Origin of the sequence: Falsirhodobacter halotolerans, from assembly GCF_022899245.1 — a bacterium.
Taxonomy (GTDB): domain Bacteria; phylum Pseudomonadota; class Alphaproteobacteria; order Rhodobacterales; family Rhodobacteraceae; genus Falsirhodobacter; species Falsirhodobacter halotolerans.
Map to the genome: position 1 here is coordinate 1,954,533 of NZ_JALJAZ010000001.1, position 14,221 is coordinate 1,968,753.

Here is a 14,221-nt window from a genome sequence, read left to right on the forward strand (position 1 = left end):
CCATGTGCGGCATCATCGGAATCCTCGGAAAGCACGAGGTCGCCCCGCAATTGGTGGAGGCGCTGCGCCGTCTGGAATATCGCGGCTATGATTCGGCGGGCATCGCCACCGTGAACGCGGGCGTGCTGGATCGCCGGCGGGCGGTCGGCAAGCTCGTGAACCTCTCCGATCGGCTGGTGCATGACCCGCTGGCGGGGAAATCCGGCATCGGCCACACCCGCTGGGCCACCCATGGCGCGGCCACCGAAACCAACGCCCACCCCCATCGCGCGGGCAAGGTGGCGGTGGTCCATAACGGCATCGTCGAGAATTTCCGCCCCCTGCGCGAAGAGCTGGAGGCCGACGGCTATGCCCCCGAAGGCCAGACCGATACCGAGGTCGTGGCCCTTCTGGTCGCGCGGGAGATGGACCGTGGCGCAGCCCCCCGCGACGCGGCCCTGTCGGTGATCGACCGGCTGGAAGGGGCGTTCGCGCTGGCTTTCCTGTTCGACGGGGAAGAGGACCTGATGATCGGCGCGCGCAAAGGCTCCCCCCTGGCCGTGGGTCATGGCGAGGGGGAGATGTTCCTCGGCTCGGACGCCATCGCTCTCGCCCCCTTCACCAACCGCATCACCTATCTGGACGAAGGCGACCGCGTGATCCTGACCCGCGCGGGGGTGGAGATCCTGGATGCCGAGGGCACCCGCGTCCCCCGCGCCATGGCCCGTATCGACGTGGGCGCGACCCAGATCGACAAGGGCGGGTTTCGGCATTTCATGGCCAAGGAAATCGCCCAGCAGCCCGCCGTTCTGGCCGATGCGCTGGCCCATTACGTCCCGTCCGACCTGAACATGCCGCTGGATTTCCGCGCGGTGGATCGCCTGACGCTGGTCGCCTGCGGCACCGCGCATTACGCCTGCCACGTCGCGAAATACTGGTTCGAACAGATCGCCCGCCTGCCGGTGGACATCGATATCGCCTCCGAATTCCGCTATCGCGATCCGGTGCTGACCGACCGCCAATGGGCCGTCTTCGTCAGCCAGTCGGGAGAGACGGCGGACACCCTCGCCGCCTTGCGCCACGCCACGGGTCGGGTGGGCAAGACGGTGGCGGTGGTCAACGTCGCTACCTCCTCCATGGCGCGGGAGGTGGATGTGGCGCTGCCGATCCTTGCGGGGGTGGAGGTGGGCGTGGCGTCCACCAAGGCCTTCTCCTGCCAGCTTCTGGTGCTGCTCCTGATGGCGCTGAAGGCCGCGCATGACCGGCGCGTGATCGACGACGCGACCCTGACCGCCCGACTGGCCGAGGTTCGCACCCTGCCCGGCCTGATGAATCAGGCGATGACCGTGGCGGACCCCATCGCCGCCCTGTCCGACGATCTGGCCGAAGCGCAGGACATCCTGTTCCTTGGCCGCGGACCCATCTATCCCTTGGCGCTGGAAGGCGCGTTGAAGCTGAAGGAACTCAGCTACATCCACGCCGAAGGCTACCCTTCGGGCGAATTGAAGCACGGCCCCATTGCCCTGATCGACAGCCATGTGCCGGTGGTGGTCCTTGCCCCCCGCGACGCCCTGTTCGACAAGACCGTGTCGAACATGCAGGAGGTCATGGCCCGCCACGGGCGCGTCCTTCTGATTTCGGACGCGCAGGGGCTGGCCGAGGCGGGGGCGGGCTGCTGGCGCACGGTGCGTATGCCCGACGTGCCCGACGTTCTCGCGCCGCTCGTCTATGCCGTTCCGGCCCAGCTTCTGGCCTATCACACCGCCGTTGCCAAAGGCACCGATGTGGACCAACCCCGCAACCTCGCAAAATCGGTGACCGTGGAATGACCGCTCTCGACACACTTCACACGGCCATCGACGCCGCCGACCGCCCGCAGGCCGCCATCGACGCGCAGGTGGCCGAATGGCGCGACACCCTGACGGTGGAGGATCGCGTGGCCCTTGCCGCCGATCTGTGGGACAGCGGCGAGGAGCCCGCCCGCATCGCTGCCGCCCGCCTTCTGTTTCAGGCCCGCCTGCGCCCCGACGACCGGGCGTGGGGGCTGCTTCAGGCCTGGGTGGCCCAGGCCGCCGATCAGAAACAGGCCGATCTGGTCGCCAAAAGCGCCGAGAAACGAGTGATGGCCGACCTGTCGCGCCTTCCCGTCGTGGCGGACTGGCTGGAGGACGCCTCCCCCCTGATCCGTCGAGCGGGGCTGATCGCCACGCTGGCGCTGGCCAAGCTGGACCACCCCTCCGAAGCGCAGGCCGAAGCCCGCACCCGCATCTATGCCCACCTGCCCCGCATGATGAATGACGAGGATCGGATGGTGCGCGGTGCGGTGGCCGAATGGCGCACCGTCTATAACCGCCATAAATAAAGGCCGGGTTTCCCCGGCCTTCCATCCTCAGATATGCAGCGCCTTGCCATAGGCGCTCAGCACCGATTCGTGCATCATCTCGCTCAGCGTCGGGTGCGGGAAGACGGTCTGCATCAGGTCTTCCTCGGTCGTCTCCAGCGTGCGGCCGATGACATAGCCCTGGATCAGTTCCGTCACCTCGGCCCCGACCATGTGGGCACCCAGAAGCTCGCCGGTCTTGGCGTCGAACACGGTCTTGATCAGGCCCTCGGCCTCGCCCAGGGCGATCGCCTTGCCGTTGCCGATGAAGGGGAAACGCCCGACTTTCACGTCGAAGCCTGCTTCCTTGGCCTTCGCCTCGGTCATGCCGACCGACGCGATCTGGGGGTAGCAATAGGTGCAACCCGCAATCGTCCCGGGCTTGATCGGATGGCCCTTCTGGCCCGCGATCATCTCGGCCACCATCACGCCTTCATGGCTGGCCTTGTGCGCCAGCCACGGCGCACCGGCAATGTCGCCAATGGCATAGACACCGTCCACGCCCGTGCGGCAGTATTCGTCCACCACCACATGCGTCCGGTCGATCTTGACGCCCAGCTCTTCCAGCCCCAGCCCTTCGACATTGCCGACGATGCCCACGGCGGAAATCACCGTGTCGAACTCCTGCGTCGTGACCTTGCCGCCGGATTCCAGATGGGCAGTGACCTTGCCGCCCGCCTTGTCCAGTTTCTTCACGGACGTCTTTTCAAGGATCTTCATCCCCTGCTTCTCGAACGCCTTCTTGGCGAAGCCCGCAATCTCGGCATCCTCCACCGGCAGGACGCGATCCATGACCTCGACCACGGTGGTGTCGGCGCCCAAAGTGTTGAAGAAGGACGCGAATTCGATGCCGATCGCGCCCGACCCGATGACCAGCAGCTTCTTCGGCATCCGCTTGGGTTGCAGCGCGTGGCGATAGGTCCAGACCAGATCGCCATCGGCCTCCAGCCCCGGCAGGGTGCGGGCCCGCGCCCCGGTGGCCAGCACGATGGCCTTGGCGGTCAGGTCCTGCGTCCCCTTCTCGCCCTTGACGGACACCTTGCCCTTGGCGGGGATCGTCGCCTCGCCAATGACCACGGTGATCTTGTTCTTCTTCATCAGGTGGCCGATGCCCGAGGACAGCTGCTTTGCCACCCCGCGCGAGCGTTTGACCACCGCGTCGAGATCATAGCTGATACCTTCGGCCTTCAGCCCGAATTCCTTGGCACGGTGCATCAGGTGGAACACTTCGGCCGAGCGCAAAAGCGCCTTGGTCGGGATGCAGCCCCAGTTCAGGCAGATGCCGCCCAGATTCTCGCGTTCCACGATCGCGACCTTCAAGCCAAGCTGCGCGCCACGGATGGCCGCCACATAGCCGCCGGGTCCGGCGCCAATCACGATCATGTCGAAGTTGTCGGCCATCGAGCCCTCCACTGAAAACTAGTTCAGTATTAAACTATCACCGGACCACACGCAACGGACCCTCCGCCCGGAAACGTTCGACGAAGCCGGCATAGGCCCCTTCGGACATGAACGCCTCTTCTTCGGGGGTATTCGCGCGGCCCAGGGCGGCGTTGCGGAACGGGAATCGCCCGAACTGCTTGATGATCGCCTCATGCGCGCGGGCGTGAAGATAGTTCTCCGCCCCTTCCGGCATCCGTTCCCGGAAGAGGTGAACGGCCAGCGCCTGATCCTCGGGATATTCGGAATGTTCGAACGGCAGATAGAAAAACTGCCGCTCCGGCTCGGGGGCCAGCATGTCCCAGCCATGTTCCAGGGCGCGGCGTGCGGCGGCGCGGGCCTGCGGATCGGTGGCGAAGGCGCGCGCCTTGCCGCGCCAGATGTTGCGCGAAAACTGGTCGCAGACGATCAGGAAGGCCAGCGTTCCCGCCGGGCCGTCGATCCAGTGGTCCAGACCGCCCTGCAGCGCCGCCTCCCACAGATCGCCGAAACTTTCGCGGATCTCCTCGTCCAGTTCGGGATCGGCGGAATACCAGTCCTCGGGGGAACATTCGCCCAACCAGAAATCGAGCACGCTTTGTGGATCGTCCATCAGATACCTCCGTCCCCCCACCGTGACAGAGCGGCGGGGGTCTGACAACACTAGGGCGATCTCAGAGTTGCTCCACCTCGGCCGCGGTATCCTGACCCGCTTCCTCCATCAACTGACCCACGGCGACGGCGGCGGCGGTCGGCGCCATGACGACGAAGGCCCCCGTATCCTCGGGCTTGGGCGCGGTGCGCTGCGTCGTGCGATAGGCGGCATAGGCCGCGATCATCACCATCAGGGCGCAGATGAACACGAAGAACCCCTGTTGCCCGATCCGGTCCATCATCCAGCCGATGATCGGCGGCCCCGCCATCGCCCCCAACCCGTTCGACAGCAGCAGGCCCGCGCTGGCCCCCGCCATCTGCTCTTTGGTCAGGTGGTCGTTGGTGTGCGCGATCAGCAGCGAATACATCGGGTTGGCCACGCCGCCGATGACGATCGCCGCCGGGATCAGCACCCACATGGCGATGGGCAGGAAGGTGGTGATGAACATCGCCACCGCGCCCACCGCCGCGACGATCCCGATCAGCGCGCGGCGGTCCATCCGGTCCGACATCCAGCCGATGGGATACTGGAACACCAGCCCCCCCACATACATCGCGGCGATGAAGGCTGAGATCTGCGCGACCGACAGCCCGACCACCGTGCCCCAGACGGCGGCCATGCCGAACATGCAGGCGAAGATCCCGCCCGCAAGGAACATGCCCACCACGCCCAAGGGCGACACTTCATAAAGGCGAGCGAAGGACAGCCGCTCCGTCGTCTCGAACGTGGGGGCCTGCGTCACCGTCAGCAGGATCGGGATGAAGGCGATGGACACGAGGACCGAGGGCAGCACGAAGATCGCGAACCCCGCCGGATCGCCCACGTTCAAAAGGATCTGCGACGTCACGATCCCCAGCATCTGCACGATCATGTAAATCGACAGCGCCTGCCCGCGCGTCTCGTTCGTGGCGGTGTTGTTCAGCCAGCTTTCGGCGGTGATATAGACGCCCGAGAAGCTGAACCCGATCGCCACCCGCATCAGCGCCCAGATCAGCCAGTCCGGCATCACCGGATAACAGACCAGCACCGCCGAGATGATGGAGCCCAGCGCGGCGAACACCCGCACATGGCCCACGCGCTGGATCATGTCCGGCACCATTTTCGACCCGAACAGGAAGCCCGCGAAATAGGACGACATCACAAGCGATATCTGCAGCGTCGTGAAGTCCTCGATCCCGCCGCGAATCCCAAGAAGCGAGCTTTGCATCCCGTTGCCGACCATCAAGAGCAGCACGCCGACAAGAAGCGGCCAGGTGGAAAAGAATACGGCGGTCATGAATCACCCGAAGGAATAAGCAGCGACGAATCGCCATAGGAGAAGAAACGGTAACCCTGCGTGACGGCGTGATCGTAGATGGCGCGGATGCGCGCCTCGCCCATCAGGGCCGAGACCAGCATCAGCAGGGTCGATTTTGGCAGGTGGAAGTTGGTCATCAGCGCGTCCGTCACGCGGAAACGGTATCCGGGATAGATGAAGATGTCCGTCGTGCCCCGCCACGCCCGCACCTGCCCCGAGGCGGCGGCGCTTTCGATCAGGCGCAGGGCGGTGGTGCCCACGGGGATGATCCGGCCCCCGGCGGCGCGGGTGGCCGAGATCTCGGCGGCGGCGTCCTCGGTCACCTCGCCCCATTCGGCGTGCATCTTGTGGGTGGTCACATCCTCCACCTTGACCGGCAGGAAGGTGCCCGCGCCCACATGCAGCGTGACTTCGGTGAAGGTGACACCCTTGGCGCGCAGGGCGGCCAGAAGGGCATCGTCGAAATGCAGGCTGGCGGTGGGGGCCGCAACCGCGCCGGAATGGCGGGCAAACACCGTCTGGTAATCGTCGCGATCCTGCGCATCAGGGGCGCGTTTGGCGGCGATATAGGGGGGCAGCGGCATCGCCCCCACCTGCGCCAGCGCCGCATCGAAGGCGTCGCCTTCGGCATCGAAGACCAACCGCAGTTCGGTCTCCGACTTTTCCACCACGCGGGCCGACAGCGCGTCCGAAAAACGGATCACCTCCCCCTCCGCCAGTTTCCGCAGCGGTTTGGCCAGCGCCCGCCAGCCGGTCGCGGCGGGTTCCAGCAGCGTCACCTCGATCTTGGCGGTGGCCTCCCCCTGCCCCGTCATGCGGGTGCGGGTGCCGGTCAGGCGGGCGGGAATGACCCGCGTGTTGTTCAGGACCAGCCGGTCGCCGGGCCGGAAGATGTCCACCAGATCGCGCACATGCCGGTCGTGGATCGCCTCCCCTTCGGCCAGCAGCAGCCGGGCCGAGGTGCGGGGCCGCGCGGGCCGGGTCGCGATCAGATCGTCGGGCAGGTGGAAATCGAAATCGGACAGTTTCATTCGGCCAACCTCGGCGGGGGGGATTGAAGAAGATCGCGCAGCGGGCCGGGGGCCAGAAGCGCCAGCGGATTGGCGGAAAACTTCGGCGCGTCCGCCGTCCCGCGCAGGCGATAGGTGACGCCGAACAGCCCTTCGCCGCGCGGCGCCAGCGCCCCGTTCAGGAAATAGATGGGGGATACGACGCCCTGCATGAAGAATCGCTTGTCCGCCATCCGATACACTCCCGCCGCCGTTACACCCAGCGACGCCCCGACCGCAACGCCTTGCGTGACCTCCACCGCGCCGGGGGTGAAGCGGAACCGCGCCTCGGCCCCGTCGAACAGGATGCCGCCCCCTTCGGCCGCCTGCGCCGCGCCCACGACCGAGACGGCGTTCACCGCCTGCGCCAGAACCGGAAGGTCGTGGATACGCAGGGCGTTGGCGCGGGCCACGCCGTCATATTCGCCCGACGCCGCGCGGGGGGTCAGGATCACTTCCATCGGGCCGCCGGTCGCCTTGTCGAAGATCCCCGCCGACCGCAGCGCGCCCCCCGCATCGCGGGCGTAAAGGCGGATCGCCGTGCCGTGCTCGGACGGGGTCAGGCGGCCCGTCGCCTCGGTCCCGCCATTGATCCGGCCTGCGAAATCGCCTTGGAACCCGCCCGCCGTGCGGAAATCGCCGCGCATGTCGGTCAGCGCCAGCGCGTCGCTCACCCGCACCTCGTCCAGTCGGGCCGTGACCGGCGTATCGCCCGCGCCGTCGCCCCCGCCGGGTCCCAGGGACAGGCGGCGCAGGTCCACCATGCCCGCCCCCACCGCCACCGCCGGGGTCTGCCCCGCGCCCCGCGCGGTCAGCGTCACCGGCGCATCCAGCCAGCCGTTCAGACGCAGGCGCGAAAACCGGACCGCGTCCAGCCCGCCTGCGGGGGTCAGGTCCACCCGCCCCTCGGCGGCCAGCCCGCCGCCCTCGACGGCCAGACGGCGCACCTCGGTCGGTTCCGACAGGACGGCGTCCACCTCCAGCCGCCCCGCCGCCGCCGCGGGCTTCGACCACCCCACCGCCGGAACCGCCGCCCCGATCCCGCGCAGGTCCGAGGTCAGGGTCAGGTGCGGCGGCTGGCCGGGGTCGAGCGCCACCTGAAACCGCCCCTGCCCCTGCCCGGTGATCAGCCCGTCGGGCAGGTCGATGCCGAAGGTGCGCGCGGCCCGAGGCGACAGCGTCGCCTGGCCCACCACCGTCTGGGTCGTGCCGGGGGCGGCCAGCGGCAGGCGATAGGTGGCGGTGAACGGGACCCCCGCCAAGGTGCCGTCCCCGGCCACGGTCAGGGCCTGCGGCGTTGCCGCCAGCGTCAGGGCGTCGGACAGCAATTCCTTGCCCGGCACCAAGGTCGAGGATGCGAAATCCGTGATCCGCCCCTGCACGTCGAAATCGACGGCATCGGGGGTCAGGCCATCGACGATGGGCAACGTCAGCCGCGTGCGCACCGCCGCCTGCCCCGTGCCCAGATCGACGCTGCGGTTCGCGCGGCTTAAAAAGCGGAAGGGCGGCTGATCCAGAAGCGACAGCGCCGCCGTCACGCTGGACCGGGTCACAAGGTCGATCTGCGCCCGGATGGGGCGTTCGCGCAGGTCCGGCACGACAAGGGTGGACCGATCCGCCGCCACCCGCCCCCCTTCGGGCGGGGTTACATGGCCGCGTTCCAGCACCATGGAATACCGGTCGTTCTGGATGGCGGAATACCCCTCCCCCCCCTCGATCGGCGGCAGGGTGCGCAGGAAGCGCACATCGCCCCCGGCAAAGGAATAGCCCAAGGCCACCCGCGTCTCCTGCCCCGGGGCGATGCGGACAGCGGCGCGCACGTCGCGCAGATTGCCCTCCAGCACGTTCTGGTCCAGCCAGTCGCGCGTGCGCGGCACCAGCGTCACGGGCCACAGCGCCAGAAGCTGGTCGCGGCGGATGGCGTTCAGCGTCGGATCAAAGGACAGCCACCAGCCGTCGGGATCCGCGCGCACCTGGCCCCGCCCGCGCAACGTCCGCTCCCCCTCCATCAACGCGACCTGCCCGATGTCCAGCGTGAACGGATCAAGCCGCAGCCGGGCGTCCAGCTGCCCTTCGGAAAAGCGGACGGGTTCGGTGAACAGGCCCTGCGGGTCCACCGCCACATCGCGCAGGCGGATCTGCGCCAGAAGCGTCTGCGGCCGCCCCCGCTCCAGATCGCGCAGAAACATCTGCCCCACGGCCTTGGTGCGCAGGGTGGGGCCCTGCACCGACAGATCGGCCAAATCCAGACGCTGATCCGTGGGGTCGTAGCCGATCGTCAGGCCCGCGCTGTCGAACGGAATGGGGCGCATGTCGTCGCGCGGCAGCAGGGCGCCGCGTCCCAGCTCCAGACGCGCATCGAACGCCGCCAGTGCCCCCGTCCGGTCCAGCGAGGCGCGCACCGTGCCCGCCGCCGGGGCCCGCAGCACCGCAAGCACGGCCAAGGGGGCCGCCTGCGCCGCCACGTCGGTCGTGGCCACATCGCGCACATCCGCGCGAAGCGTGGTCTGACCGTTCTCCAGATCGGCGGCGATGCTCAGCCCCAGCCGGCCTTCGGTGGTGCCCGCCACCCCCGCCGACAGATCCGCCGAAAGGATGTCGTCGTCGCGCAGCAGCGTCAGGCTGCCGTCCCGCAGTTCCCAGATGCGGTCCGCCCGCTCGTCGTCGATCCGAACCGTCACGCGGGAAATGGAAATCTCGTGCAGGTCCGAGATGACGGGCGCGGTCAGAAAACGCCGCACCTCCTCCAGCGCGCCGGCGTAATCGGTGGTCATGGCGCCTTCGGCCTGAACGCCCAACGCCAGATCGAAGCGGCCATCCGCATCGCGCCGCACCGCGATGCGGGCGCCGTCCAGCACGACGGCATAGGGGCGCGGCACGGGGGTCAGCAGGGTCGGGTGGGTGAAGACCAGCCGCGCCTCGGGCAGGTGCAGGATGGGGCGCTGGGTCGCATCGGACACGCGGATGTCGCGCAGCACCACGCGCGGGCGCAAACTGCGTTCCACGGCCAGCGACACGCCGCCCAGACGGACCGCCACGCCCGTGGTGCCCGCCTGCCGCAGCCCCGCGTCGATCCGGTGCTGCGCCACGTCCAGCACCGCGCGCGGCAGGGGCACGGCGCGGCCCGACACGGCCAGCGCGCCGATCGCCAGCACGACGAGCGTCAGCGCCACGAGGCACATGGCCCCCGCCCCCCGCATCAGCCGTCCTGCCGCCCGCTTGCCCGCCACACCCGTTCCTCTATCCTGCTTCATCAGGCGATGCCTGTTTCCCGCCGCAATGGCAACATAGGACAAGGACCGATCATGACCCGCACCGCGCCCGATTTCACCCTGCCCACCACCGATGGCGAGGTTACGCTTTCGGCCCTGAAGCAGCCGGTGGTTCTGTATTTCTATCCCCGCGACGACACGCCCGGCTGCACGCTGGAGGCGCAGGACTTCCACCGCCTGTCGCCCGAGTTCGAGGCGGCGGGCGTCCGGGTGATCGGCATTTCCAAGGACGATCTGGCCTCGCACAACAAGTTCTGCGGCAAATACGGGCTGGGGATCACGCTGGCCTCGGACGTGGCGGGGGTGGCGGAGGCGTATGGCGTGTGGGTCGAAAAGAACATGTATGGCAAGAAAAGCATGGGCATCGAACGCGCCACCTTCCTGATCGACTCCGAAGGGCGGATCGCGCAGGAATGGCGCAAGGTGAAGGTGCCCGGCCATGCCGAGACCGTGCTGGACGCCGCCCGCGAACTGTAGTTACCCACAGGCAATGTGGCGAAAATCCGCCGAAATGCGCAAGGTTCCGCCGCAGTGCGGAACCCGATTTCCAAATTGGTTGCCCTTTCCCGCCCCGCTGCCGTATCCATACGGCGGGACAGGGAATGCGAGTCAGGAAATCTTCCGATATTCGCATTGCGGTCGTGGGTCACGCGGGCGTCTTGTCTGGGCAACAACAACGGAAACCGATCCTTTGCTGAAACGCACCACCTACCGGCTTCATTCGACACTGGAACGCTGGCTTCCCGAACAGCGGCTGTATCTGAAGTCCGACACGGCCACGCGCTTCGTGCGCATCCGCCCCCTGACCCAACTGGCCGCACTGGCCGGGGGGGTGACGCTGACGGGATGGGCCATGGTGGCTTCGGCCATCGTGTTCATGGACGGCGTATCGACCGAATCCGGCAAGGGCGCCACCGCCCGCCAGCAGGCGATGTATGAACAGCGCCTGAACGAATTGTCCGACGACCGTGACGCCCGCGCGCAGGAGGCGGCGAACGCCCAGGCCCGCTTCGCCACCGCCCTGGCCGAAGTGTCGTCGATGCAATCGCGCCTGCTTGCGTCCGAAGACGAACGGCGCGAACTGGAAAGCGGCCTCGGCGCGGTGCAGGACACCCTGCGCAAGACGCTGGAGGAACGCGATTCCGCCCGGACCGAAATCACCCGCGTGACCGCCGCGATGAACGACCGCACCCCCGAGGACGGGGTGGAGGCGACCGACACGCTGAAGATGATCACCGCCGCGCTGGACAGCACCGCGCGCGAACGCGACGACATGGCCCAGGCCGCGCAGACCGCGCTGGCCCAAAGCACCGACACCGCGGACGAGAAAGCGGCGCTGGAGGCGCGCAACAACGCGATCTTCACCCAGTTGGAAGACGCGGTGGAGATGTCGATGGAGCCGCTGGACCGCATGTTCCGCGCCGCGGGCCTCAACACCGACGACCTGCTGCGGCAGGTGCGGCGCGGCTACTCCGGCCAGGGCGGCCCCCTGACGCCGGTCAGCCTCTCCACCATGAGCGGCGCCGTCTCGGCCGAGGAAACGCGCGCCAACGCCATTCTGGACGGGTTGGAGCGGATGAACATGTATCGCATCGCCGCCATGCGCGTGCCGATGGCGATGCCGGTCACCAGCCGTTTCCGCTACTCCTCCGGCTTTGGATATCGCAACGATCCCAAGGGCGCGGGCCGCCGGATGCATGCGGGCATCGACATGGCCGCCCCCGTCGGCACCCCCATCCTGACCACCGGCGACGGTGTCGTGGTCAAGGCCGGTTGGGGCAACGGATATGGCCGCATGGTCGAGGTGCGGCACGATTTCGGCATCATGACCCGCTATGCCCACATGTCGCGAATTGATGTGAAAGTCGGCGATAGGGTGTCGCGTGGCGACCAGATCGGTGCTATGGGAAGTTCAGGACGGTCCACCGGCAGCCATCTGCATTACGAAGTGCATGTTGGCGGTCAGGTCGTGAACCCCATGACCTTCATCAAGGCGGGAAGAGATGTTTTCTAAAAGCAGAGTGAACGAGCCCGGCCCGAAACAGGGCGATGGCGAAAACAAATCCTGGACGGACGCGCCCAAGGGCGATGCGCCCCCCCCGCGCGCCAAGGCGGGCACTTCGGTCCTGTCCTCGGATCTGACGATCACGGGCAACATCAAGACCACCGGCGACGTTCAGGTCGAAGGCACGGTCGAAGGCGACATCCGCGCCCACCTGCTGACCGTGGGTGAAACCGCCACCATCCGGGGCGAGATCGTGGCCGACGATATCGTCGTCAACGGTCGGGTCATCGGCCGCGTTCGGGGTCTGAAGGTTCGCCTCACCTCCACCGCGCGGGTGGAGGGCGACATCATCCACAAGACCATCGCGATCGAGTCGGGCGCGCATTTCGAAGGCTCGGTTCAGCGTCAGGACGATCCACTGCAGCAGGGCAAAAAGGCCATCGCGCCGCCCCAGCCGCAGGTAACGCAGACGGCGGCCCCTGCCCCGGCCGCGCCCCCCAAACCCCAAGTTTGACAAAAGCGCCCCACGGGGCGCTTTTTTATTGCATGCTCACTTTTTATGACACCTTTAAAAAAGACTTCGTATTCCCAATTAAATTCAAGACAGCGGGAAAATTTTAATTTCCATAAAATCGCCTCTTGTTTAGCAGATTACGGCTATCATTCGATACGTCTATCTGACGACTTCCACGGAGCGGATTTTATTGCACTTCACATCGGCGGAAGTGATATTTTAAGGGTGCAACAAAAGGCCCGCATGACTATCGATAAGAAATACGAGGGCAAAGATATTTACATTGCCTTCTGAGAAGATGAGCAAGTGTATCTTTACCCACACGACAAAACAATTGACTGGATTGTAGCTCAAGAGCGCATTTCGGGCACTGTATCTTGGAGTACGCATCGTGGGTATTCGTGGCCAAGAATACCGGTTTGGGCAAAAGATTATATGAAGCAATTCGCAATTTGATAGGTCCAACAATGCGGGATGACCCCGCATCCATTAAGCGTCACTCCGCGTTCGCTTCCGCCCGGCTTTTCCCGGCCACGTCCTGCGCCAGCGTCGCCGCCATGAACTTGTCCAGATCGCCGTCCAGCACGCCCTGCGTGTCCGATGTCTCCACGCTGGTCCGCAGGTCCTTCACCATCTGGTAGGGCTGAAGGACGTAAGAGCGGATCTGGTTGCCCCAGCCCGCGTCGCCCTTCGCGTCGTGTTGGGCGTTGATCGCGGCGTTGCGGCGGTCCAGTTCCTGTTGATACAAGCGCGACTTCAGCGCGGCCATACAGTTGGCGCGGTTCTGGTGCTGCGACTTCTCGGAGCTTGTCACCACGATGCCCGTCGGAATGTGGGTGATCCGCACGGCGGAATCGGTGGTGTTGACGTGCTGCCCACCCGCGCCGGACGAGCGATAGGTGTCGATGCGGATGTCGCGGTCGGGAATGTCGATCTCGATATTGTCGTCCACCACCGGATAGACCCAGACCGACGAAAACGACGTGTGCCGCCGTGCCGCGGAATCATAGGGGGAGATGCGCACCAGACGGTGCACGCCCGATTCCGATTTCAGCCAGCCATAGGCGTTCGGCCCGGAAATCTTGTAGGAAACGGACTTGATCCCCGCCTCCTCGCCCTCGGACATGGACTGGGTTTCGACCTTGTAGCCCTTCTTTTCGGCCCAGCGGACATACATCCGCGCCAGCATCGACGCCCAGTCGCAGCTTTCGGTGCCGCCCGCGCCCGCATTGACCTCCAAAAATGTGTCGTTGCCGTCCGCCTCGCCGTCCAACAGCGCCTCAAGCTCTTTCGCCTGGGCCAGGGTGACCAGATCGCGAATGGCCTGCTCGGCCTCCTCCACGATGTCCTGATCGCCCTCGGCCTCGCCCAGCTCGATCAGTTCGACATTGTCGCGCAAACCCGCGTCGATCAGGTCGAAGGTGGAGATCTGGTCCATCAGCGCCTGCCGGTCGCGCATCAGCTTCTGCGCTTTGGCCGGGTCGTTCCAGATGTCGCCCGCCTCGATCATGGCGTTGAACTCCTCCAGCCGGTGACTGGCGGTTTCACGGTCCATGCGCTGCGCCAGAAGCTCCAGCGATTTGCGGATCGTCTCGACGTGGTTCTGGATTTCAGTGCGCATGGGTGTCCTCGGCAGGTGTGGGGTCGTCTT

The 14,221-nt window shown here is 66.5% G+C and carries 11 protein-coding genes; 5 read left to right on the forward strand and 6 right to left on the reverse strand.

All coding sequences use genetic code 11. From position 1 onward, the window contains the following. Positions 1-2 precede the first annotated feature (2 nt). Complete coding sequence (glmS, locus tag MU449_RS10205; RefSeq protein ID WP_244737984.1) at positions 3-1,808, forward strand: glutamine--fructose-6-phosphate transaminase (isomerizing); 1,806 nt, start codon at positions 3-5, stop codon at positions 1,806-1,808. Continuing rightward, positions 1,805-2,341 carry a DNA alkylation repair protein gene (locus MU449_RS10210; RefSeq protein ID WP_244737985.1) on the forward strand — a complete coding sequence of 179 codons (537 nt, stop codon included), beginning with the start codon at positions 1,805-1,807 and terminating at the stop codon, positions 2,339-2,341. Before glmS ends, MU449_RS10210 begins: the two co-directional genes overlap by 4 nt. A gap of 27 nt (positions 2,342-2,368) precedes the next feature. Here the strand turns inward: MU449_RS10210 and lpdA are convergent, their stop codons facing one another. From lpdA to MU449_RS10235, 5 genes are read right to left on the reverse strand one after another with little or no spacing between them, the layout of a single operon-like run. Next, the gene (lpdA, locus tag MU449_RS10215) at positions 2,369-3,760 is read right to left on the reverse strand and encodes a dihydrolipoyl dehydrogenase (RefSeq protein WP_244737986.1); all 1,392 of its coding nucleotides are present in this window, start codon (positions 3,758-3,760) and stop codon (positions 2,369-2,371) included. A gap of 37 nt (positions 3,761-3,797) precedes the next feature. Further along, a complete protein-coding gene (locus tag MU449_RS10220; RefSeq protein ID WP_244739033.1) occupies positions 3,798-4,394 on the reverse strand; it encodes a DUF924 family protein in 597 nt (198 codons plus the stop codon). A 58-nt stretch (positions 4,395-4,452) separates the two neighbouring features. After that, on the reverse strand, positions 4,453-5,709 hold the full coding sequence (locus MU449_RS10225) for an MFS transporter (protein ID WP_244737987.1): 1,257 nt from the start codon (positions 5,707-5,709) through the stop codon (positions 4,453-4,455). Next, entirely contained in the window at positions 5,706-6,761 is a 1,056-nt protein-coding gene (gene queA, locus MU449_RS10230; RefSeq protein WP_244737988.1) for a tRNA preQ1(34) S-adenosylmethionine ribosyltransferase-isomerase QueA, read from the reverse strand. Before queA ends, MU449_RS10225 begins: the two co-directional genes overlap by 4 nt. Continuing rightward, positions 6,758-10,033, reverse strand: a complete 3,276-nt coding sequence (locus tag MU449_RS10235) for a YhdP family protein (RefSeq protein ID WP_244737989.1) — start codon at positions 10,031-10,033, stop codon at positions 6,758-6,760. The genes queA and MU449_RS10235 overlap by 4 nt, the downstream gene beginning before the upstream one ends. Positions 10,034-10,084: 51 nt before the next feature. Here MU449_RS10235 and MU449_RS10240 point away from each other — a divergent pair, with 51 nt between their 5' ends. From MU449_RS10240 to MU449_RS10250, 3 genes are all read left to right on the forward strand, one after another. Beyond that, entirely contained in the window at positions 10,085-10,528 is a 444-nt protein-coding gene (locus tag MU449_RS10240; RefSeq protein WP_244737990.1) for a peroxiredoxin, read from the forward strand. A 214-nt stretch (positions 10,529-10,742) separates the two neighbouring features. Continuing rightward, entirely contained in the window at positions 10,743-12,065 is a 1,323-nt protein-coding gene (locus MU449_RS10245; RefSeq protein WP_244737991.1) for a M23 family metallopeptidase, read from the forward strand. Further along, positions 12,055-12,570 carry a bactofilin family protein gene (locus MU449_RS10250; protein WP_244737992.1) on the forward strand — a complete coding sequence of 172 codons (516 nt, stop codon included), beginning with the start codon at positions 12,055-12,057 and terminating at the stop codon, positions 12,568-12,570. The genes MU449_RS10245 and MU449_RS10250 overlap by 11 nt, the downstream gene beginning before the upstream one ends. 496 nt (positions 12,571-13,066) lie before the next feature. Here MU449_RS10250 and prfB read toward each other — a convergent pair whose 3' ends face one another. Then, the gene (gene prfB, locus MU449_RS10255) at positions 13,067-14,191 is read right to left on the reverse strand and encodes a peptide chain release factor 2 (protein WP_244737993.1); all 1,125 of its coding nucleotides are present in this window, start codon (positions 14,189-14,191) and stop codon (positions 13,067-13,069) included. Between the last annotated feature and the right edge of the window lie 30 nt (positions 14,192-14,221).

Coding starts and splice junctions, on each gene's coding strand:
- glmS (WP_244737984.1), top strand. CDS start 3: ATGTGCGGCATCATCGGAATCCTCGGAAAGCACGAGGTCGCCCCGCAA.
- MU449_RS10210 (WP_244737985.1), top strand. CDS start 1,805: ATGACCGCTCTCGACACACTTCACACGGCCATCGACGCCGCCGACCGC.
- lpdA (WP_244737986.1), bottom strand. CDS start 3,760: ATGGCCGACAACTTCGACATGATCGTGATTGGCGCCGGACCCGGCGGC.
- MU449_RS10225 (WP_244737987.1), bottom strand. CDS start 5,709: ATGACCGCCGTATTCTTTTCCACCTGGCCGCTTCTTGTCGGCGTGCTG.
- queA (WP_244737988.1), bottom strand. CDS start 6,761: ATGAAACTGTCCGATTTCGATTTCCACCTGCCCGACGATCTGATCGCG.
- MU449_RS10235 (WP_244737989.1), bottom strand. CDS start 10,033: ATGAAGCAGGATAGAGGAACGGGTGTGGCGGGCAAGCGGGCGGCAGGA.
- MU449_RS10240 (WP_244737990.1), top strand. CDS start 10,085: ATGACCCGCACCGCGCCCGATTTCACCCTGCCCACCACCGATGGCGAG.
- MU449_RS10250 (WP_244737992.1), top strand. CDS start 12,055: ATGTTTTCTAAAAGCAGAGTGAACGAGCCCGGCCCGAAACAGGGCGAT.
- prfB (WP_244737993.1), bottom strand. CDS start 14,191: ATGCGCACTGAAATCCAGAACCACGTCGAGACGATCCGCAAATCGCTG.